This is a genomic window from Vibrio tubiashii ATCC 19109, assembly GCF_000772105.1.
In the GTDB taxonomy this organism is placed as follows: domain Bacteria; phylum Pseudomonadota; class Gammaproteobacteria; order Enterobacterales; family Vibrionaceae; genus Vibrio; species Vibrio tubiashii.
In genome coordinates, this window is record NZ_CP009354.1 from 382,459 (window position 1) to 404,466 (window position 22,008).

Below are 22,008 nucleotides of genomic sequence, written 5' to 3' on the forward strand. Positions count from 1 at the left end.
ACTAAGCGACTTCCTTATTGTTGTGTTTTGTTATCTTACCTAGCTTTTATCTTGTTGTTTTTTTCGTCAATCTCATTTTTAACTGATCCTGAAAGTAATCTTGGTTTTAATCTCTATAACTGTGTTCTTATCCAGTTCAATTCCCTAGGTGTAAAGGTTGCTTCTATTGCAATCGAGCGATTAGTGAGGTGTTGTAAGCAGATAATCTGGATAACAAAAGTGCTGCCTTGGTCACGCAGCACTTAGGGGGAGGGAGGTGATGATTTTCTAGAGCTCAATATGATGGGATTTTAAGTAAGCCTCAGCTTGGTTAGCACCCATATATCTCGCTAAGGTTTTGAGTGGAACATCTCTAAGATCAACCATGATCAAGCCATCAAGTGCGTTATTAAAGGCTGGATCAACGTTAAAGGATACTAGCTTTCCATTTAGTCCAAGGTATTGCCTCAATAAAACAGGCACGCCTTTGCCATCATCGATTCTGGCAATGACTCGTGACAAGAGCTGCAGATCGGCAAGGGCTGTGAGCATGCTTGTATTCCAGCTCGGAGCGCTAGTTGATAATGGGTTAGAAGGGGTGACGTACTCGGCTTTTTCGGAGTCATAGTGATGAAGGGTCATGGTCTCTGCGAGTAATTGTCTTGTTTGCTCACTGTAATCGTTGCTGATACTGACCGGACCAAACAGGTGGGTATACTCTGGGTTCCTATCTACATAGGCGGCAATACCTTTCCAAAGCAGCAATAGTGGCGCCATACTCTTCTGATACTTTTCATCGATTACAGAGCGCCCCATTTCTATTGATTGACTCATGGTATCGATAAAAGGCTGTTCAAAGTTAAACAAGGTTCTTGAGTAAAGCCCCTTAATTCCATGCTTACTGATGAGTTGATCTACCAGTCCTAGTCGATAAGCGCCGACGAGGCATCGATGCTCTCTATCCCAAATAAAGAGATGTAAGTAATCACGATCAAACTCGTCGAGATCAAGATCCAGACCTGTTCCTTCCCCAACTTGGCGAAAGTTATATTCTCTCAGGCGTCCAATCTCATGCAGTATCGAAGGGATATGCTCGGCGGTCGTACAGTAGACGTCAAACTCTGCGCTCGAAAGCAACAAATGATCTTTGGGCATGGTGCTGAGATCCGCTTCGAGATCATCAATGGGTAGTTGAGTGGCAATAGGTAAAAATGAGTTAGCGGATGAGCTCTGTTTTTGCTGCGTCAGTGTCTTGCTTTGTAATAAGTAGGTATTTAAGCGCAGGTAATTGACGATTTGGTTATCTGTGAGTCCATTGACTTCTTTGTATTTGATCGCTGAACCGATAGAGATCTGAATCTTCTGATGCGTTTTATTGAGTAACTCTCGGCCAAGCATCAAGGTGCGCAATAGAGGGTGTACTTTCCCCGCTAGATAAAAGCGTTGAGAGTTTTGACCATCGATAAACACCGGAATGGTGGTTGCTCGTGATTTACGAATCAAACTACTGACTGAACGACTCCACTCCTTGTCTTCAAGGCGCTGCGCTTTTCTATCGACTAACTGTGATACCTCTCCAGCAGGAAATAGCAGCAATAAACCACCTTGTTCTAAATGCTGGTGGGCTTTACGAAGTGCTTTTAGATTGGCCTTGTGAGCATTTTGTCCTTCGAATACATCCACACCAATAAAGAGCTCATCAAGTTCAGGAACCGTTTTTAGGTATTGATTAGCAAGGATCTGAACGTCACTTCTTATTTGCAGTAACAACTCGGCGAGAATCACGCCTTCGACGCAACCTAGCGGATGGTTGGCGACAATCACAGTAGAACCCGATTGCGGAATATGGCTTAGCGAACCTTTACACACCTGATAGTCAATACCCAGCACTTCAAGAGTGAAGCGAAGAAAGGCTTGAGTATCACAGCCAGCAGGGCGCTGGGCATAAAATTTATCGAGCTTATTGAGACCAGTTGCCCATTCAGTAAAGCTCTCTCCTAGGCGAAATGGGGTCTTTTTCGGTAAACGAAACGGACTAGAAACTTCCATAGCATCCTCAAAATGGTAGTGGGTCGAAATGAGGATAGGTATGGGATGTTGCAAGAAGGCTTCAGCGAGATGAGAGTTAGATGATCACCTTATGACGTTTTGATGACCAAAGGCTAATTTGGGAAGGAGATGAGCAAAGGATGCAATAATGATTTATTTAAGCATTCTAAAAAATATATTGCTCACAAAATGTACTAAGGTCATGTTAAAGATCAACCTTTAGTGCTAGGTTTGAATAGCGGGTGAGGTTATTAAAGCTTTGGAGCGCAAAGACTCTATGTATAGTAACCAGTCAATTTACCTTCGATTTGCTGAGCTGGAACTCTCTCTAATAAAGAGAGAAACGGGAACCTAGAGGTTCCCGTTGTTGTATATGCTGCTTAATTACTGTCGCAAAAATTAGCTCGTGCGATGAACCGCCATGTGAGCAAGCGTGACGAGTGCTTGTTTATATTCAGACTCTTCCAATACCTTTAGCTCAGCAATGGCTTTATCTGCCTCTTGGTAAGCTTTTTGGCGTGTGTACTCTAAAGAACCGGTTTGTTCCATTGCTTCGAGAATATCGTTCAAGCGTTCCATGCCATTGGATTTTTCAATTGCTTCACGAATCATCTCCGTTTGTTCTGCACTACCGTTACGCATCGCATAAAGAAGAGGTAAGGTCGGTTTACCCTCAGCAAGGTCATCCCCAACATTCTTGCCCATCTCTTTGCCATCAGAAGTGTAATCCATCACGTCATCAATCAGCTGGAATGCGGTTCCTAGGTATTTGCCGTAATTCTGTAAGGCAAGCTCTACCTCTTCAGGTGCTTCATTTAGGATGGCACCTATCTGGGTTGCCGCTTCAAACAAGCGAGCTGTCTTAGAGTAGATCACTTGCATGTAGCTTTCTTCGCTGGTGTCAGGGTCATTGCAGTTCATCAGTTGTTGAACTTCACCTTCCGCAATGACATTTACTGCGTCACTCATTAGCTTAAGGATCTTTAATGATCCTAGCTCCGTCATCATTTGGAATGAGCGCGTGTATATAAAGTCGCCCACCAAAACGCTCGCGGCATTACCAAAGGCAGCATTAGCTGTGGCTTTACCACGTCGCATGTCTGATTCATCGACGACATCATCATGTAGTAGAGTCGCGGTATGAATAAACTCAATAAAAGCGGCTGCGGTAGTATGAGCCTCTCCTTTATAGCCAAGCGCTTTAGCTGACAGTACAGCTAAAAGAGGACGTATACGCTTGCCACCACCGCTAACGATGTAGAAACCCAGTTGATTGATTAAAGAGACATCAGAGTTGAGTTGTGCGTGAATTGTTTCATTCACTTTTGCCATGTCATCGGCGGTGAGTGCTTGGATAGCTTTAAAATCCATTGTAATTCCGGCTGAAGTTAGAACTAGTAAGGTATTCTTATCTATTTTAATTGCTGAATAATACACTAAAAAACGTTGATTAATACATGGTTAAAGGGCATCATCTGGGCACTTTTCATTGGCGATTAGCTTTTCGCCAATTTTTTCAAAATATGGCTTGTCATAGGTGCGACCTTTCTGTAGAATCTGCGCCCTATTGATGATTAGTTTAGCGCACACCCTTGATGCTCAAATAGCATACGGCTGTGCGGAAAAAGCGGAGTAAGATATGTACGCTGTTTTCCAATCTGGTGGTAAACAACACCGTGTAAGCGAAGGTCAAACTCTTCGTTTAGAGAAATTAGACGTTGAAACTGGTGCAACTGTTGAATTTGATAAAGTTCTTCTTGTTGCTAACGGTGAAGACATTAAAGTGGGTGCTCCTCTAGTAGAGGGCGGTAAAGTAGTTGCTGAAGTTGTACAACACGGTCGTGGCGATAAAGTTAAAATCGTTAAGTTCCGTCGTCGTAAGCACTCTCGTAAGCAACAAGGTCACCGTCAGTGGTTCACGGAAGTGAAAATCACTGGTATCAACGCTTAATCGATTAGGAGAGTTTAACAATGGCACACAAAAAAGCTGGTGGTTCTACTCGTAACGGCCGCGATTCAGAAAGCAAACGTCTAGGTGTTAAGCGTTTCGGTGGTGAGTCTGTTCTTGCAGGTAACATCATCGTTCGTCAACGTGGTACTAAGTTCCACGCTGGTACTAACGTTGGTATCGGTAAAGACCACACTCTATTCGCTCTTACTGAAGGTAAAGTGAAGTTCGAAGTGAAAGGTCCTAAAAACCGTAAATTCGTTAGCATCGAAGCTGAGTAATTTAAACCTAGTTTAAATCACTTATTAGCTTTCAAGCTGAATTCAAAAGCCCTGCCGATTCGGCGGGGTTTTTTATTTATGGTAGCTCAAGAGATAGCTTTGAAACGTGGAATCTATACTAAGGCACTTTGAAAAAAGTCCCTCAATATGTATTCCTAGTTAGCAGAACGATCGAAGATCAAGGTGATCGATCTGAAAATGGAATCTGCTAGAATTTATATCATTCACTTCTCCCTAAGAGATTGGGTGTTTTGAGATGATATTTGCAACGCAGCTACGATAAGTAGCACAAGGGCGGAGTAAGAGATGAAATTCGTTGATGAAGCGGTAGTAAAAGTTCAAGCCGGTGATGGCGGTAACGGTGTAGTGAGTTTCTGGCGTGAGAAATTCGTTGCGAAAGGTGGCCCTGATGGTGGCGACGGTGGTGACGGTGGTGATGTATACATCCAAGCTGATGAAAACCTTAACACGCTAATTGATTATCGCTTCCAGCGCTTCTATGAAGCTGAGCGTGGTGAAAATGGTCGTGGTGGTAACTGTACAGGTAAGCGCGGTAAAGACAAAGTGCTTCGCGTGCCTGTTGGTACTCGTGCTGTTGACATTCACACCAATGAAATCGTTGCTGAAGTTGCTGAACATGGCAAAAAAGTCATGGTGGCAAAAGGCGGTTGGCACGGTTTGGGTAACACCCGTTTTAAATCATCAGTAAACCGAGCACCACGTCAAAAGACGTTAGGTACTAAAGGTGAAATTCGCGAAGTTCGTTTAGAGCTGTTGCTACTTGCTGATGTGGGTATGCTTGGATTGCCGAATGCAGGTAAGTCGACATTCATTCGCTCAGTATCTGCAGCGAAGCCAAAAGTGGCAGACTACCCATTTACGACTCTTATCCCGAGTCTAGGCGTAGTGAGTGTTGTTCCAGAGAAGAGCTTTGTTGTTGCGGATATTCCAGGCTTGATTGAAGGTGCTGCTGATGGTGCTGGCCTTGGTATCCGTTTCTTGAAGCACTTGGAGCGTTGTCGCGTTCTGCTGCATATGATCGATATTATGCCGATTGATCAAAGCGATCCTGTGCAAAATGCCCTAACCATCATTGACGAGCTAGAGCAATACAGCGAGAAGCTAGCGGACAAACCGCGTTGGCTGATCTTCAACAAGGTTGATCTGATGCCTGAAGAAGAAGCGAACGAAGTGATCCAAAACATTATCGATGCTTTAGGCTGGGAAGAGGATTACTACAAGATCTCTGCCGTGAATAAACAGGGCACCAAAGAGCTTTGTTATAAACTGGCTGACTTTATGGAAAATCTACCGCGCGAAGAGGAAGAAATCTCTGAAGAAGAGAAAGTCGACTTCATGTGGGATGATTACCATAAAGATGCGATCGCAGGTGATGATGTTATCACTGAAGATGATGACGACTGGGATGACTGGGACGATGAAGAAGATGACGGCCACGTTGTCTATGTCCGCGAATAACAGTGCATAAAATTTATAGCCGCAATATCTATTGCGGCTTTTTTGTGTCTAAATCAAATCACTATAGTAAATTTCTCTGCACAATAAAGAGATTCTAAAGGAGTAGGATAGAATCATGGCATCTAAACAACGGGCGGTGTCTCGTTTAATCGCCCAGGCTGGGCAAATGCTTTTGGCGCATGGTGCTGAAAGTACCCTCGTTGGCGATCTTATGCGCCGCTTCGGTTTCGCCGCTGGAATGGATGAAGTTGAAGTTTCATTATCTGCAAGTTCATTAGTTGTCACTACGGTTTACCAAGAACACTGTATTACTACCGCCCGTCGTTGCCCTGATCGCGGTATTAATATGCGCGCAATCACTCAGGTGCAACGAATCTGCATTATGCTCGAACGTGGCATTATTGATTACTCTTTAGCTCAGCAGCAGCTAGATAAGATTAGCCCTGAACGATACAACCGCTGGTTAGTTGTGTTTATGATCGGGTTGTCATGCGCTGCATTCAGTCATTTAGCGGGTGGTGACTGGGTTGTGTTTGCGATGACTTTTATTGCTTCATCGGTCGGCATGGTGGTAAGACAAGAAATTGGTCATCGCCATTTCAATCCATTGATGAACTTTACCGCGACGGCATTTGTGACCACTGTAGTTTCAGCGCAAGCGGTTATCTATGAGCTGGGTAATTCTCCCTCTCTGGTGATGGCCTCTTCGGTTTTGATGCTCGTTCCCGGCTTCCCTCTAATTAACTCAGTCGCAGATATGCTTAAGGGCTATATCAATATGGGCATAGCACGCTTTGTGATGGCGAGTTTACTGACTCTGGCGACAAGTCTCGGTATCGTCGCAGCGATGAGTTTAGTTGGTGTATGGGGGTGGGTAGTATGATCTCATTCGATCTTATATTGGGCTTACTCAATGACATGTTGTTTGCTGCTATTCCCGCAGTCGGTTTTGCCTTGGTGTTTAACGTGCCACAAAAGGCGTTAATTTATTGTGCTTTGGGGGGAGCTATTGGTCATGGTTCGCGTTATTTAATGATGCATTTTGGTATTCCCATTGAATGGGCGACTTTCTTTGCGGCTATGATCGTCAGTATGGTCGGTATTCATTGGTCAGCGCGCTTTTTGGCTCATCCGAAAGTGTTTACTGTCGCGGCTCTGATTCCAATGGTACCAGGTGTATTTGCCTTTAAAGCGATGATTGCCTTGGTTGAGCTGAATCATCGAGGGTACAGTCCTGAGCTTGTGGCGATGCTGATGGAAAACTTCCTTAAAGCAATGTTCATAATCGCGGGATTAGCAGTTGGCTTAGCCATGCCTGGGTTGCTATTCTATCGCCGCAAACCTATCGTTTAGAATCCAAGGAGTTACTCAATGATCATCAGCATGATCGCCGCAATGGCCAATGGTCGCATTATCGGCAAAGACAACCAGATGCCATGGCATTTACCGGCTGACTTCGCTTGGTTTAAGCGTTCAACAATGGGTAAACCGGTTGTGATGGGACGTAAAACCTATGACTCGATTGGACGTCCTCTGCCGGGTAGACAAAATATTGTGATTAGCCGTAATGCGTCTTTGGTGATTGAAGGCGTTGATACGGTAATTTCTATTGAAGAAGCACTGCAAGTGGCTGGAGATGTTGAGGAAGTGATGATCATTGGTGGCGGTACTATCTATGAGGCTTGCCTTCCTAAAGCCAATAAGTTGTATGTCACTCATATTGAAGCTGAGATTCAAGGTGATACTCAGTTCCCAGCATGGGGTGATGAGTTTAAAGAAACTTACTCCGAGTCTTACTCTGCTGATGAGAAGAACGCCTACAATATGCGTTTTGTCGTATTGGAAAGAAGCTAGCTTATAGCTCCGCAATTCCAACTATGAGGCATCAAATCATCGTCATTCCATAGAGCGACGAAGGAGAGAGTAGGGAATCTTTACAATAGGGAGCTTACTATTGGAGATTCCCTACTTAGTCATTCCTCCTGCTTGGGAATGACGTTGGTATATTAAGATAACGCCTTTTGAGTAAAGAATTGCTTGTCTTCCCATCGCAGCATAGTTAGATGACCGCCCCAGACGCAGCCAGTATCTAAGCCAATTACCTCTTCTCCGGCATACCCATCAAGTGCTGCCCAGTGACCAAATAGTACTGTCTTTTCGAGCTGCACTCTGTCTTTGACTTTGAACCAAGGAATGAGATTGTCGTTGTTAATTTCGTTCGGCGGCAGTTTGCAGTCCATATCTAATCGGCTATCGGCCGAGCAAAAACGCATCCGGGTAAAAGCATTGATGATGTAACGGTAGCGCTCGATACCTTGTAAAGAGTCTTGCCAAAGAGCAGGTTGATTGGAGTACATGTTTTCAATCAGCCAAGGCCATCTTTCGCTACGTAATATGGTTTCCACTTCACTTGCTGCTTGGCGCGCTTGTTCTAAAGACCACTGAGGGGAGATGCCAGCATGACACATAACAAACTCATTGTGCTCGGCTAACAGAGGTTGCTCTCTTAACCAATCAAGCAGCTGTTGTTTATCATCGGCAGCAAAAATAGGTGCAGTTTTGTCTTTGTTTTTAACTTTGAACAACCCTAGCGAGACCGCAAGAAGATGCAAATCATGGTTACCTAAAATGACTTTGGCAGAGGAACCTAGAGAGCGTACAAAACGTAGTGTCTCAAGCGATTTTGGCCCTCTGGCAACGAGATCGCCAGCAATCCACAGTGTGTCTTGCGTCGAGTCGAAAGCGACTTTATCTAACAATAATAAGAGCTCATCAAGGCAACCTTGTAGGTCACCGACAATGTATGTAGCCACGGATGTACCTTAGTTAAGAATATTGGGGATGGCGAGTCTAAATGGTTCAATCTCAACGATGAACTCATTGCCATCTTGGTCATGCATAATGTATTGTCCTTGCATCACGCCAACAGGGGTTTCGATCACCGTACCGCTGTTATAAGTGTACTCGTCGCTAGCTGAGATAACGGGTTGTTGACCAACCACGCCTTCCCCTTCAACGGTCATTTGCTTGCCATTGGCATCAGTAATCAGCCAGCGTCGGCTGATAAGTTGGACGGATTGTTGGCTAAGATTTTTGATCGTAATGATGTAGGCAAAAACGTAGCGTTTTGCATCAGGTTGAGATTGGTCAGGAATGTATTTGGTATGGACTTGGACTTTAATACAAGGGGTAGCTTCCATGTAAACTCCTATGCAAAGCCAAAAAAAAGGGTGATAAATCTGCAATTTATCACCCTTAATATATAGCGCTTATTGGTGGTTGGCGTCTAGCCAGTTGGCCATATCAACAAATTGTTCTAGGGTGAGATTCTCTGGACGCATACTTGGGTTAACTCCGAGTTGCTCAAGAATCTCAGCACTAAGTAGTGCTTTATAACAGTTGCGAACTGTTTTACGGCGTTGGTTAAAGCCTTCACGACACACGCGATCAAGCCATTTTAAGCTTGTCACAGGGTGAGGGATCTCTTCGTAAGGAACAAGGCGTACCACAGCAGAATCCACTTTTGGTGGCGGAACGAATGCAGTTGGTGGAACTTCTAGCACCGGAACAACCTTACAGAAGTATTGAGCCATTACGGTTAAACGGCCGTAAGCTTTAGTTCCTGGGCCTGCTGCTAAACGGTTAACTACCTCTTTTTGCAGCATAAAGTGCATGTCTTGCACATCTTTATGAAACTCAAATAGGTGGAACATCAATGGCGTAGAGATGTTGTACGGTAGGTTACCAAAAATACGCAGCTTGTTGTTTGGCTTTACTAGCTGAGTGAAGTCGAAGCGCATTGCATCGCCTTCATGAATAGTCAGCTTGTCACCTAATTCAGGGTGGTTGCGTAGACGCTCTGCCAGATCGCGGTCAAGCTCAATAACTGTAAACTTATCGACTTCTTTACCTACTGGTTCAGTAATCGCACCTAGACCAGGACCGATCTCAACCAAGTTTTGACCAGGTTTTGGGTTAATTGCAGAGACAATTCCATCAATGATGTAAGGATCATTTAGGAAGTTTTGACCAAAGCGTTTTCTTGCTTTGTGTCCTAAGTGGACATCGTTTCTCATAGTATTCTCAAGTTAATTCGATTTTTTATCGACTAGCTCAATCGCATGAGCCAAAGCCGTTCTAAAGCTTCCTGTATCCGCATTGCCAGTCCCTGCAAGGTCAAGTGCGGTGCCGTGATCAACGGAGGTCCTTATAAACGGCAAGCCCAAGGTGATGTTCACCGAGCGGCCAAAGCCTTTATATTTTAATACAGGAAGTACCTGATCGTGATACATCCCGAGCACTGCATCGGCATCTTGCAAATATTTTTCATTGAAGATGGTATCTGCAGGCAAAGGGCCAATTAGGTTGATACCTTTCTCTTGGCGCAGTCTGTTCAGAGTTGGAGTGATGGTTTCAATCTCTTCCATGCCGAGCACACCATCTTCTCCTGCATGCGGGTTTAAGCCACATACGTAGATTTTAGGCGAAGATATAGCGAATTTTTCCACCAAATCCTTGTTTAGGATGTCGATGATCTTCTCTAATCTTTCTTCTGTTACTGCCTGCGATACATAAGCGAGTGGGATGTGTGTGGTGACCAAGGCTACTCTAAGTCCTTCGGTCGCTAACATCATTACCACAAGTGGTGTGTTGGACTTCTCAGCGAAGAACTCTGTATGACCGCTAAATGCGACACCAGCACGGTTTATCACCCCTTTATGCACAGGGCCGGTGACAATAGCATCAAATTCATTGTTCATACAGCCCAATGCGGCTCTTTCTAATGTTTTTAATACATATTGACCGTTAGCTTCATCGAGCTGGCCTGCAACGGCAGGATTAGCTAAAGGGATATGGTCAACCACTAGGGTTCCCGCTTTTTGAGCGACCACTGCACTATCGGCTTGATAGTCAATTAATTCGACACAAATACCAAGCTGAGCAGCGCGCTCAGCTAGCATCTGTTTGTCTGCGCAGACCACGATTTGATGGCTCCAATTCTCTTTAGAAAGAGCAAGCACCAAGTCCGGGCCAATTCCTGCAGGTTCACCTGCAGTCACAATAATGCGCTTAACGGTCATCTTGGTCCTCTTCCTCAACCACTTCGACGAAGGCACTGGCACGGATTTCTTGTAACCAAGCACTCGCTTCTTCATTGAACTTGCGGTTAAACAGAATTCGGTAGGCTTTATTCTTCAGTGCTGAGTCAGTGCGGTCAACTTCACGGCGATCGATAACTTCAACAATATGCCAACCATGAACGGTCTTAAATGGTTCACTAATCTGGCCGACAGGTAAAGTATCAACTTGGTGTTTAAATTCAGGGACGTAAAGATCAGAAGTTTGGTAGCCTAGCTCACCATCTTGAGCCGCAGAACCAGGATCTTGGCTGTATTGCTGTGCCATTTCACCAAAGGTTGTTTCGCCAGCTTTAATACGACGAATGATCTCATTAAGATCGTTTTGTACACCCTCATCACTAAGAATGACGGTTGGCTTAATAAGAATATGGCGAGCATTGACTTCGGTAACCGCGACAGTTTCTAGACCTTTAACGTCTTCGATCTTGATAATGTGGAAACCAACGCCGCTGCGGAATGGGCCAATAATGCTACCTTTGTTTTGTAGATTAATTTGATCAGCAAAGATGGTTGGCATCTCTTCTTTACGCATCCAGCCCCAATCACCACCTTGTAGCGCTTTAGGACCTTTTGAGTAGGTGTAAGCCATAGTGCTGAAATCGGCGCCGTTTTTTAACTCTTTAACTAGTTGGTTGGCTTCTGCTTCAATCGCTGATTTATCATCGCCGTCATCTACGCGTAGCTGAATATGGCCGATCTTGTATTGAACTGTTGCATTGGTTTCTTGAGCAAGAATATTGGCTAGATTGTCTACTTCCGCTGGTAAGATATTTATGCGACGTCGTACCAGTGCATTGCGTGCTTCACTAGCTGCAATTTCTTTGCGAATTTGTTCCCTGAATTCCGCGTAGCTTAAGCCCTCTTCTGCAATTGAAGCGCTAAGTTGTTCAACCGTTTGGTTGTTGTTCTTAGCAATCTCAGTGATTGCTTCATTGAGGCGGTTGTCATCGATACGTACACCAATACGTTCCGCTTCCTGTTGTTGAATCGTATCAACGATAAGCTTCTCGGTAACTTGCTCAATTAACACATCTTCATCAGGCAGCTGCTGGCCGTTCTTCTTTGCATTGGCTTTAAGCGTTTTAATTGAGACATCGATATCACTTTGCAGTACCACGCCTTCATTAACGATCACTGCCACTTTATCTAGAGGCACTGGCTCTGCTTGAACTGGGCTGATTGCACTCGCCGTTAGCAAGGTAAGTAAAGTGTGTTTCCAAAATTTCATTGAAAATCCTATAAAAATAAATAGCTCGCTACGATTAGACAGCGAGCTAAGCAATTAGTTACTTAAAGAGAATGGGCGACCATAACCTAGAGAGTTACCAGCATCATCAAGACCTGCCAAACCTGAACCCGAACCAATGCTTGTGCCAAAACCAATAATACCAAAGTTTAAGCTAAAGTTGTTTTCATATTGTGGCGTCGCGTTTGGTGAGTTAGGGAAGCCACCAGTACCAAGGTTGTTCCATGTTTGTAGCTTGTTACTATAAGTAAAGCCGATATACCAACAGTCTGAGGTATAGTTAATTTGACCTAGCCATTCAAGAGCGTTTTCAGTGGTTAGATCGTAAAAATACTGAGCGCTAGCATTCCACTTGCGAGTAATTTGATAACCAGCTAAAAGCCCTGCCTGTGAAATCCCGTCTTTGGTAATACTATCGAGGTTGCCAATACTGTCCCCTAGTGTCGCTTCAATGTACTCTCGCGTTACGTAGCGGTAGTTACCTTGGATGTAACCGCCACTAAAGCGATATTCTAAGGTGCTGTTACCAAGCTGAAGTTCACTAGACTCGATATCATATTGCACACCACCATGGTAGAAAAGGTAGTCGTCATAGTTAAAGTCCATTTCTACTGCCCAAGCAGAGAAGTTAGATTTCGAACCAGGGGCTTTGTTGTCTCGCTCTAAATAGAAAATTTGGCCAAAGGAGATGTTAAGACGCTCTTTGTAGGCGTCATCAAAGAAGCGTGTTGAGGCACCATAACTAAATTGATTGGCATCTTTGATTTCATCCACACCGCTGTACTTACGGCTACGGAACAGACCATAGTAATCGGTTTGTAACAAGGTGGTATCGTATTTACCAATGCTGGTTTGATCTTTATCAGGCACATACAAGTATTGCACTTGTGGCTCAAGCGTCTGAGTATAATTATCAAAAATAACCGTATCTCTTTCTAGCACGACCCCTGCATGAGTTCGAAACTCGGGGATTACTCGTGAGGCTGTTTCCTCCAGGCCGTAATAAGGATTTGTTGTTTTGTTACCAGAAGTGGTGTCTACCCCGTCTAAATCTTGCTGGTAGTATGTTCCTAACAGGCGAGCCTCTGTCGTCCACGTACCCCAAGTTGTTCCAACGGGAATGGTTAAGCCTGGTTCAACATGGACGCGAGTTGCAGAAGGCTGACCCTTAGCATCAGTATCAAAGCGTGAAATATGACTGATCATATCGAAGTCTAAATAACGCATCAGTTCTGGTGCATAGTAATTAAAGCTCAGCTGAGGTAACAAACGATAAGGCGTAGCACCTGGTGTTAACGCTTGAAAGTCTCGCGCCAATAGTGACGCATCCCAATTTTCTGAACGATAAGATGCACGCCCTTCTTGGATCAGTTGACCATCTTCCTGCTTACCAATACTGGAGTCCATATCAGAAAAGTAGCTGATATCACTGACTTTGGAGTAGTCAACTTCAAACTTCCAGTTTTGTTGGTAAATGCCTGAGTGTTGCCATTGGAAACCCCAACGGTCGCCAAGCTCTGGGTTTTTCTTATCATCAACCAGGTATTCAGACTTAATCGTGCTGTAGCCCAAATCTGATAAATAGCGGAACTCACTATCTAGTTGGTTGCCGCGATTTTGCATATGTTTAAAGGTGGTTTTTAAATCGTAGTTAGGCGCTAGGTTCCAGTAGACTGGCACCTCCATCTCAAATCCATCTCTTGACCCGTAGGAGACTTTTGGGTAAAGGAAGCCTGTTTTACGCGTATCACCAATGGGTACAGTCAAAAATGGCATATAGAAAACAGGAACATTCAGAATTTCGAATCTAGGATTGTAGAAAATCGCTTCTTCTTCATTTTGGTCGATATCGATGCTCGAAGCACGCATACGCCATGAGCTATCTCCCTCTGGACAAGAAGTGATAGTGCCGTCTTCGATTTCGTATACCGCTTTACCTGTTTTCGCAACATATACTGCTTCACCACGCCCCGGTTCACACAGGAACTTATAGTTGGTATTTTCTAGCGTGACTTCTTCAGTGTTGAGGTTATTGGTGGCTTTCTCAGAGATGGTTTTTACTTCACCATCACTAAAGGTTACGTTCCCTTCTGCAACAACAATGTTTTCTTGTTGATGCATGGTGACGTTATCAGCCAACATACGTTTTTTGCCTTGAACAACAACCACATTACCACGATAGGTCGCTTTATCGCCGTTAATGGCTTCTAAGCTGTCTGCTTCAACGTTAACAGGCAGTTGATTTGGATTTTCTGCTTCAGGTTCATTGATCAGACATTGATCTATAGTGGGCAATTCCTGCACACTATCGTCTGACATAGTTTCTGCTTGAGTCTGAGGCACTACGAAAGCAGCACTGATTGAAGCGGCTAGCAAGGTGCGGGGAAAACGTAACATCGAGTTTTACTATCCTGTTGAACTTGATATATCCGGTGAATAGGGACCGAACGTAAAATAAATCGGTCCTTATAATAAAGTAATTTACAGCTTACGGCACTATCAGACCGCGACGCGAAGATAAAATTCAGAGATTGAGAGCACATAATGCATATTTTTGGCAAAATTCTCGGCACATTCTTTGGTTTCCTATTTGGAGGCCCATTTGGTGCTGTATTCGGTTTATTTATAGGCCACCAATTCGATAAAGCGCGCCGTTTACGTCAAGCGGGCTTTAATTCTAGCTTCGGCAACGGGCCAAGTCAGGCTGAGCGACAGGAAGAGTTCTTTAAAGCCGCATTTGCGGTGATGGGCCACGTCGCAAAAGCGAAAGGACAAGTGACGCGAGAGGAAATTCAGCTTGCGACCACCATGATGGAGCGCATGAATCTTCATGGTCAGCAGCGAAAAGCTGCGCAAGAAGCTTTCAGAGAAGGCAAAGAAAGCGACTTCCCACTTGAAACAGTATTGGAAAGAGTGCGAATTTCATCTGCTGGTCGATTTGACCTGATGCAATTCTTCTTAGAGCTACAAATTTCTGCAGCCTTTGCCGATGGTGATATTCACCCTAGTGAGCGTAACGTACTGCATAAAATTGCTCGCGGGCTTGGGTTTTCCTCAGAGCAGCTTGAGCAACGTTTACGTATGCAAGAAGCAGCGTTTCGATTCCAGCAAGGAGGGTTTGGTGGTCAGTCGAGTGGCGGACATTCTCATCAGTCAGGGGGAAGTTGGCAACAAGCGTCTACTGCGGATCAACTCAGCGATGCCTATAAGCTGCTCGGCGTTGACGGCAGTGCAGATTCGAAAACAGTCAAGCGAGCGTATCGTAAGCTGATGAATGAACATCACCCAGACAAGCTGATGGCAAAAGGTTTACCGCCTGAGATGATGAATGTTGCTAAAGAAAAAGCGCAAGAAATCCAGAATGCTTATGACTTGATCAAGAAAGCGAAAGGTTTCTGATCGCTGCTGGTTTATACTCATAAAATGCCCCCAGAGAGTACGATTTAGTACTCTCTTGTTCCCTTCCTCACAGTAATATCATCGAATATATAGATGTTTTAATCGGTTAGATGGTTGGTTATTGAAGCTCTTTCTATGACGCTTTTTGTGTTGGATCAATTTAGTCTAAGAATTGGCAACATCTTCTTGGTAAGGAGCAGAAAACTGCATCTACACTTACCTTTGAATGGAAGTTAGAGCGGTTAGAAACAATGGAAGTTACATCTAGGGAAGTAGAGGCAAACATCACTTGCCATCATCTGCTTAATCGGCAGTTAGCTCACATCCAGGAGCGAATAAAAGTCCATCTACCAAAGTTAGATAAAATCTGTTTTGCACTGTATGATACTCGAGAGCATCTGCTTAGAAGTTATGCCGATAGCTCTTCTCTGTCGTTGAGCTTGATACATTTTGAAGCTCCACTGAGTTCACTACCGTATCTAAAGCAGTGTATAGAAAGTAGAACAGCGACGATCTTGCCTGACATCGATTGTTTGCGTTCTTCCCCTTATATCAACTCACTTATCGAAGACGGTTATCAATCTTCAGTCGCTATCCCTACGTTTAATGCTCAGCAATTTAGAGGCTTTGTGTTCCTTAACTCTCACCACAAAGACGCATTTAGTGAAAGTGGGATTGAAGCTGTTAAGCCTTACCTTAACATGCTTGAAGCGACCATATTTTCTGAGTATCAGTTGGTTGACCGGTTGGTCGAAAAAGCCAACAAGCTGGTGGCGCACTCCCCTGTGTATCAAAGAGAATCAATTAGCCATAAGCAGCGTGTTTCAAGCTACGCTAATGTCATTGCTTTAGAATTGGCGGATAGATATGACTTTGACGATGAGTTTGTGGAGCACTTAACTTTGCTCTCTCAATATCATGATTTGGGTAAAGTAATGATATCACCTGAATTACTTTGTAAGCAGCAAGCGCTTGCAGCGGAAGAAGTCGCTGAGTTACGTCGCCATGTTATCTATGGTGAAGATTTAGTAGCGAAATTTATCACTGAGCTTGAAGCTGACAATCACCGCAGTGCTCAGCTGTTTCGCGATATTGTTTCTTTTCACTACGAATTTTTAGATGGGAGCGGTTACCCTCATCAATTGTGTGCCGGAGCGATTCCTATCAGTGCGAAGATAGTGTGTGTTGCTAACATATTTGATGCCCTTACCACCCATAAACCCTATAAACAGGCTTGTTCCGTGCCGTACGCTCTTTTAGAGCTGGAGAAAATGGTTTTTGATAACAAACTAGATACGGATTGTGTCAACGCTTTACGTAAGCACCAAGCCCAACTTGATACGATCATCCAACGTTATCCAGAGAGAGACCCATTAGAAGGGCTGTATTAGAGAATGGTACTTACTGGAAAAATGAAAAAAGGCGTAGTAGAAATTAACCTGCTACGCCTTTTCTAATTTGGTGGCCCCTCGCAGACTTGAACTGCGGACCAATCGATTATGAGTCTATAATTTAGCGAAATTACGGTGAACGACCATGTTACATTGTGAAGTTTAACACATTGTTTTTGCTTTTATTTTTTATAAATTAATATTCATTAGTATTCACTGAAGTACATCACTTTTTATTATTTCTGCTACATATTTGCTACACAGAAAACGTGTCCAAGGAGTAGTTGAATGGTGATGAACCAGAAAATCACTACAAAAACGATTAAGGAGCTTAGTCCTGAGGACAAGCGTCTTAACGATACTGTGGTTAGTGGTTTTCACGCCAGAATTTCAAAAAGTGGTGCTGTTAAATATTATCTCTACTACCGAATACAAGGAAGACAGGCAAATTACTTTCTTGGCCCAGCCTCAGTTTTGACTCCAACACAAGCAAGGGATCTAGCAACAGAAAAGTTAGCCGAGGTTGTCAAAGGGGTTGATATTCAACGTCTAAAATATGAAGAAAAAGCGATTCAAGACCAAGCGAGAGTTTTAAAGCTAGGTCGCTTCCTCTCAGAAAGGTATCTACCATTCCTGCTCACACGTAACCCCAAGACCGCAGAGAAAATTATTAAAGATATCCGCTCCTCTTTCAGAGATTTCCTCGATAAAGAGCTGACAGCTATTACTGCATGGGATATTGAATTGTGGCGGAATAAGAAAACCAAACAGGGTAGAGCTCCTGCAACAATCAACTATGCAGTTAACTCTTTAAAAGGTGCTTTATCAAGGGCTGTTGAATGGCAGATTATTGAAAGCCACGAGTTAACGAAAGTTAAGTCTCTGAAGTTTGATAATACGAGAATTCGCTACTTATCTGTTGAAGAAGAGGTGAGGCTCTTATCTGCTATCCAGCTACGAAATGAAGAGATCGTTAGAAAGCGCGAGTCAGCGAACCATCATAGAAGCGTTCGAAGAAAGAAACTCTTTCCATCTTTTAACGCTCAAGAGTTTGTTGATTATGTGGAACCTCTGGTTTTAACCGCGATGAATACAGGGCTGCGGAGAGGTGAGTTATTACAGCTCGTTTGGAGTGATATTAATTTGGATCAGCGATACCTTTCCGTAGCGTCTAAAAACTCCAAAAGTAAGAAGACTCGTATTGTCCCTCTTAATGACTCGGTCTATTCAGCATTGATGCAATGGCGTAGCCAAAATCTCAACAAAACTTTTGTTTTTCCAAGCCAAGTTGATACACCACTGAGCGACATCAAAAAACCATGGCTGCGATTGCTTAACAAAGCTCAGATATCAGATTTTAAGTTTCATGACTTGCGGCACCATTTCGCAAGCAAATTGGTAATGGCTGGAGTTGACTTGAATACGGTTCGGGAACTGTTGGGTCATTCGGATCTCAAGATGACACTGAGGTATGCCCACCTAGCTCCCGAACATAAACATGCTGCTGTAAACCTAATAGGCTGAGAGGCTACGATGAGAAATAGAACTTACTATCGAATTGATGAGTTATCAGATGTTGCCCAGATAACATTGGGCGACTTGAAGCATGCTGTAGAGAATGAAGGGTTATCTCTTCATGCATGGATAAAAGCGGAAAACTTAGGCTACGTCCATTTCTGGACTAAGAAAGGAGTAGGCAAAAGTGTGGTACTTCGAGGTCACTTCACATACAAGGGGTTAATCAAGCTAAGTGCAGAAAACTCATTTGAGCTATTAGTTCGTGAGGAAAAATCACGTGTTAAGTATTTTTTAATTGAAGAACCTTGGCGTTGCTCAAACTTCAGAAAGCCGTATTTAGCCCTTGAGGAATACTCTCGATCTGATTTTGAATTTGTTCAGGATAACTATTTATTACCTGAAGAGCCCTTTTATGCATGTGGAGAAGTTCAGGTTGGTAAAGATTTGTTCGGCGCTCTTAAACGTGCGACTAAAAAGCCAGCAGGGACATTTAGTGATTTTTTCGAAAACGTAAATGCTGATGATAAGCAATCTGTTCATATAGTGCAGATGGTTTTAGAACCGCAAAACCTTCGCTTTAAACTAGATGAGTTAACCGAGCATTTCGGTTTAGACATAGGTTTAGTTAATGGTTTAGAAACCGACTACCTTCGGTTAACTAACCGTTTAACAAGTGGTTTATTAACCGAAAATAAGCAGCTACCAAACCTAAAAGGTTCTGAAGAAAGAATTGTCACGAATCCGATAGAGCAGATCATGGTGCGTATTCTCAAGGATAAAGGTAAGGACTTGTCGTCAGATCAGGTATGGAGATGCTTGAGGGTTGATGTCAAAAATGAGGATGAGCGGATTTACGACACTGACTTTGTTATAGAGTGCATGGATCAAAATGAGATTGTAAGGCGCTCTTTGGATGGAGAAAGTACTGTTAGTACCGGTAGGAGACGATTTAGAAACTTACTTGTGGAAGTGAAGAAAAATTTTAAGTTTTACTACTAAGTCAATCAAAAGCTGGCAGCATTGGTAATGTTTGTTCGTAGCTCAATTCTGTCCCATTAAGTGTGCCAGAGCGGGGTTAAATTTAACTTCGACCTCCTCAATAAGATTTATTCGCCTGACTATTATTTTCTAAGTGTTTGTGTGTCTATATTGGCACTTGCAATGAGTTTTCCCCATTTATCTTAAAATAGAGCAACTCACGCTCTGGAAACACCGCTTATCGCAATTATAAGAACTATAGATACAACAGCCTCATCATAGAGCCTAAACAACAGCCAAAAGGAAAGCGTCATGAACGGTAAGAACGTAAGAATAATTTTGAGGTGGATACACATAGCGTTAGCGCTATGTGTTGGTGCGGCGTTCTATTCTCCCTTAGGAAAAGATGAAGCGTATCTTACAGCTACGCTATGGGGTCTCATACCAGCGCTTGCTTTAACAGGTATCGGTATGTGGAAACAGTCGTCAGTTATGAAAGTGTTAAAGTCGATAAGCAATAAAGCGTACCAGTAGGTAAAAGATTACGCGTGAACCAATAGTGATCGCGTTTATCCCGTTAGTTGCCAACTCATTTCTGGACAAAAGCGCGCCAGCCCCTTAAGTAAATTGCAAAAATTACAATAACTCTGGGTGTGGCAAAGCGAGTTGTAGAGAGCTAGTGCGACGAGTTAAATTGCACTAGCTAACATATTTGGTTGAGGTGTGGATTGAATGTAGTTATGTTTCGTGAGAATCAAATGCCTAGACCTCTTTCAAGGAAAGCCAGAAAGAAAACCATTATCCAACTCCAAAAGCCCAAAGCATTCCACCACATAAAAGCCTTAAACTTTTTAGAATTCGTTGTTTCACGATGGCGAATAAAAGGATAAGCAATACAATAATTAATAAACCGACTCCCGACATCCCAAGATGCTTGATACTTTGGTCGCATATAACCTTTATCGTCGTAATACTTATTTAAATCTTTAGCTAACTGCTTATCTATGAAAATAATGTGTTTAAAACTACCTAACGAGATCACAGGCAATACAATCACTGATGGAAAACACCAGACAATAGCAATAACACCGAAAACAACCATTAACCAATCCAACATTTATCTATTACCCAAAACGTCTTCAACCTTTTCATAAATAACATCAGCTCCCCATTTACCAGCGGTCGAACCAGCAACACCTCCGACAACACCACCTGCAACCGCACCGCCGATTGCAGCAATAGCCAGAACAGGGACCGAGGCTGTTACCCCAATAATTAAGGCAATACCAGAAATCGTTGCCACCGCTGCACCAGCACCAACGGATCCACCTTTCGCACCACCGACAACGCCACCAATAAATCCAGCGAACTCTCTAGTCGTCGTTTTACCACAATTCCCTGAACCATCGACCTTACAGGCTTCATAAATGTTATCGACGCCGCTTACCGCTCCAACAGTGAGACCGATGTAACCCAAGCCTCTAGATGCTGAAATCCCAATCGCAATATTGGCAATCCTTTTCCCTAAGTCTTTCACAAACCCTTTCTTGAGAATCTCATCAGCATTATGGATCATTGATCTTGAGGAGAGACTGAGATTGCGCTTGACTTGCGTGTGAATCGGAAGCTGAACACTTCGTTTAGATAACATAGCAAACGAACCATCCAGTTTTTTAAACAAGGCGGCACGTTGTTCAAAAAATCGATCAAAATTGACATAGCCTACTTTACGCTTGGTTTCGAGATGCTTCACATGCAGAGTATTGATTTCTAACAGGACATTCTGAATATTTTTAAGATTCTGTTCGACCAATGCTGACGTGGCGCCCACCCCTGTTGCCACTTGTGCATAGTAATCTGTAGGCAACCCATCATTACGGATCCGTTCATCCAACTGATGAGAAAATAAATCAAAGTGACGATTGAGCGTGGCGACTTCTTCATCCGCTAGCTTGGCTAGTTCAGCACTGGCAGTTTTCGCTTGTTCCAGCCATTCATCAAATAAGCGTTGATCATCAGAAGTTGTTGGCTCTCCCGTGGGTAATAAAACAATCTCACCCTGACGCACTGGTTCATTCAAATGAACATTGCACTGCTTGATATACAACTTTTGCTCTTCTTTGGTTTCAGCTGTAAACAGGCTTGCCCACAGCGCCTCTTGTGACTGTGTTACAGGCGATTGCAACCAACCAAGTTCAAAGACCTGTGCTGCTTTCTCACGTTCAGAAATGACTCTTTTTCGGTTTTCTGTCCATCGTTTTTCATCACTTTCTGAGTACGTTAATTCAGCCCTGCGTTCTAGGCGTTGGCGTACTGCACTTTCTCTTGTGGATTTTTGTCTTACTCCTGGAGCAACAGGAGCGGATTCATATCTCATGGGATTCGGCTTGACTGACAAACAAAGAAGGATGATAACAATGTTTTCAATGATTTATCATTCCCATTTAGATGAACTGATGACCTCACTGCCCAAAAGGTCACTTTGACAAGCTAAACAACCATAATGAAGGCTTAAATCGTCTTGAATTAGATTTAATCGGATAACTATTTGTAGGGTAAAATGAACGCCCCTGGACAGAAATGAATTAGTGCAGTTCGT

20 protein-coding genes are annotated in these 22,008 nt (G+C 43.5%); 10 read left to right on the plus strand and 10 right to left on the minus strand.

The window, feature by feature from the left end; translation table 11 throughout:
* Window positions 1–267: 267 nt before the first annotated feature.
* Both IX91_RS01905 and ispB read right to left on the minus strand, forming a co-directional pair.
* Window positions 268–2,028, minus strand: a complete 1,761-nt coding sequence (locus tag IX91_RS01905) for a lysophospholipid acyltransferase family protein (protein ID WP_004742547.1) — start codon at window positions 2,026–2,028, stop codon at window positions 268–270.
* A gap of 399 nt (window positions 2,029–2,427) precedes the next feature.
* On the minus strand, window positions 2,428–3,399 hold the full coding sequence (ispB, locus tag IX91_RS01910) for an octaprenyl diphosphate synthase (protein WP_004742548.1): 972 nt from the start codon (window positions 3,397–3,399) through the stop codon (window positions 2,428–2,430).
* Window positions 3,400–3,667: 268 nt separating this feature from the next.
* Here ispB and rplU point away from each other — a divergent pair, with 268 nt between their 5' ends.
* From rplU to folA, 6 genes are all read left to right on the plus strand, one after another.
* A complete protein-coding gene (gene rplU, locus IX91_RS01915; protein ID WP_000271393.1) occupies window positions 3,668–3,979 on the plus strand; it encodes a 50S ribosomal protein L21 in 312 nt (103 codons plus the stop codon).
* Between the two features lie 20 nt (window positions 3,980–3,999).
* The gene (gene rpmA, locus IX91_RS01920) at window positions 4,000–4,257 is read left to right on the plus strand and encodes a 50S ribosomal protein L27 (RefSeq protein WP_004409945.1); all 258 of its coding nucleotides are present in this window, start codon (window positions 4,000–4,002) and stop codon (window positions 4,255–4,257) included.
* Window positions 4,258–4,563: 306 nt separating this feature from the next.
* Window positions 4,564–5,736 (plus strand): Obg family GTPase CgtA, encoded by a 1,173-nt coding sequence (cgtA, locus tag IX91_RS01925; protein WP_004742549.1) that lies wholly within the window; start codon window positions 4,564–4,566, stop codon window positions 5,734–5,736.
* Window positions 5,737–5,851: 115 nt separating this feature from the next.
* A complete protein-coding gene (locus tag IX91_RS01930; protein WP_004742550.1) occupies window positions 5,852–6,619 on the plus strand; it encodes a threonine/serine exporter family protein in 768 nt (255 codons plus the stop codon).
* Window positions 6,616–7,089 (plus strand): threonine/serine exporter family protein, encoded by a 474-nt coding sequence (locus IX91_RS01935; RefSeq protein WP_004742551.1) that lies wholly within the window; start codon window positions 6,616–6,618, stop codon window positions 7,087–7,089. The genes IX91_RS01930 and IX91_RS01935 overlap by 4 nt, the downstream gene beginning before the upstream one ends.
* An 18-nt stretch (window positions 7,090–7,107) precedes the next feature.
* Complete coding sequence (gene folA / locus IX91_RS01940) at window positions 7,108–7,590, plus strand: type 3 dihydrofolate reductase (protein ID WP_004742552.1); 483 nt, start codon at window positions 7,108–7,110, stop codon at window positions 7,588–7,590.
* Between the two features lie 152 nt (window positions 7,591–7,742).
* Here folA and apaH read toward each other — a convergent pair whose 3' ends face one another.
* The 6 genes from apaH to lptD all read right to left on the minus strand — a co-directional run bounded on the left by apaH (window position 7,743) and on the right by lptD (window position 14,520).
* On the minus strand, window positions 7,743–8,549 hold the full coding sequence (gene apaH, locus IX91_RS01945) for a bis(5'-nucleosyl)-tetraphosphatase (symmetrical) ApaH (RefSeq protein WP_004749096.1): 807 nt from the start codon (window positions 8,547–8,549) through the stop codon (window positions 7,743–7,745).
* 9 nt (window positions 8,550–8,558) lie between these two features.
* Entirely contained in the window at window positions 8,559–8,936 is a 378-nt protein-coding gene (apaG, locus tag IX91_RS01950) for a Co2+/Mg2+ efflux protein ApaG (RefSeq protein ID WP_004742553.1), read from the minus strand.
* A gap of 69 nt (window positions 8,937–9,005) precedes the next feature.
* Window positions 9,006–9,812: a 16S rRNA (adenine(1518)-N(6)/adenine(1519)-N(6))-dimethyltransferase RsmA gene (rsmA, locus tag IX91_RS01955; RefSeq protein WP_004742554.1), complete on the minus strand. Its 807-nt coding sequence runs from the start codon at window positions 9,810–9,812 to the stop codon at window positions 9,006–9,008.
* Between the two features lie 12 nt (window positions 9,813–9,824).
* On the minus strand, window positions 9,825–10,817 hold the full coding sequence (gene pdxA / locus IX91_RS01960) for a 4-hydroxythreonine-4-phosphate dehydrogenase PdxA (RefSeq protein ID WP_004742555.1): 993 nt from the start codon (window positions 10,815–10,817) through the stop codon (window positions 9,825–9,827).
* Window positions 10,807–12,105, minus strand: a complete 1,299-nt coding sequence (gene surA, locus IX91_RS01965; protein ID WP_004742556.1) for a peptidylprolyl isomerase SurA — start codon at window positions 12,103–12,105, stop codon at window positions 10,807–10,809. Before surA ends, pdxA begins: the two co-directional genes overlap by 11 nt.
* 54 nt (window positions 12,106–12,159) lie before the next feature.
* A complete protein-coding gene (gene lptD / locus IX91_RS01970; protein ID WP_004742557.1) occupies window positions 12,160–14,520 on the minus strand; it encodes an LPS assembly protein LptD in 2,361 nt (786 codons plus the stop codon).
* Window positions 14,521–14,667: 147 nt separating this feature from the next.
* Here lptD and djlA point away from each other — a divergent pair, with 147 nt between their 5' ends.
* The 4 genes from djlA (at window position 14,668) to IX91_RS01990 (ending at window position 19,430) form a co-directional block, all read left to right on the plus strand.
* The gene (gene djlA / locus IX91_RS01975; RefSeq protein ID WP_004742558.1) at window positions 14,668–15,522 is read left to right on the plus strand and encodes a co-chaperone DjlA; all 855 of its coding nucleotides are present in this window, start codon (window positions 14,668–14,670) and stop codon (window positions 15,520–15,522) included.
* A gap of 251 nt (window positions 15,523–15,773) precedes the next feature.
* The gene (locus IX91_RS01980; protein WP_004742559.1) at window positions 15,774–16,913 is read left to right on the plus strand and encodes an HD-GYP domain-containing protein; all 1,140 of its coding nucleotides are present in this window, start codon (window positions 15,774–15,776) and stop codon (window positions 16,911–16,913) included.
* 288 nt (window positions 16,914–17,201) lie between these two features.
* On the plus strand, window positions 17,202–18,437 hold the full coding sequence (locus IX91_RS01985) for a site-specific integrase (protein WP_004742560.1): 1,236 nt from the start codon (window positions 17,202–17,204) through the stop codon (window positions 18,435–18,437).
* A gap of 9 nt (window positions 18,438–18,446) precedes the next feature.
* Entirely contained in the window at window positions 18,447–19,430 is a 984-nt protein-coding gene (locus IX91_RS01990) for a hypothetical protein (protein ID WP_004742561.1), read from the plus strand.
* A 733-nt stretch (window positions 19,431–20,163) separates the two neighbouring features.
* Here the strand turns inward: IX91_RS01990 and IX91_RS02000 are convergent.
* Together IX91_RS02000 and IX91_RS02005 are read right to left on the minus strand one after the other, a co-directional pair.
* The gene (locus IX91_RS02000) at window positions 20,164–20,526 is read right to left on the minus strand and encodes a hypothetical protein (protein ID WP_004742563.1); all 363 of its coding nucleotides are present in this window, start codon (window positions 20,524–20,526) and stop codon (window positions 20,164–20,166) included.
* Window positions 20,527–21,786, minus strand: coding sequence for a hypothetical protein (locus tag IX91_RS02005; RefSeq protein ID WP_004742564.1), 1,260 nt, complete (start codon window positions 21,784–21,786; stop codon window positions 20,527–20,529).
* Window positions 21,787–22,008: the final 222 nt, after the last annotated feature.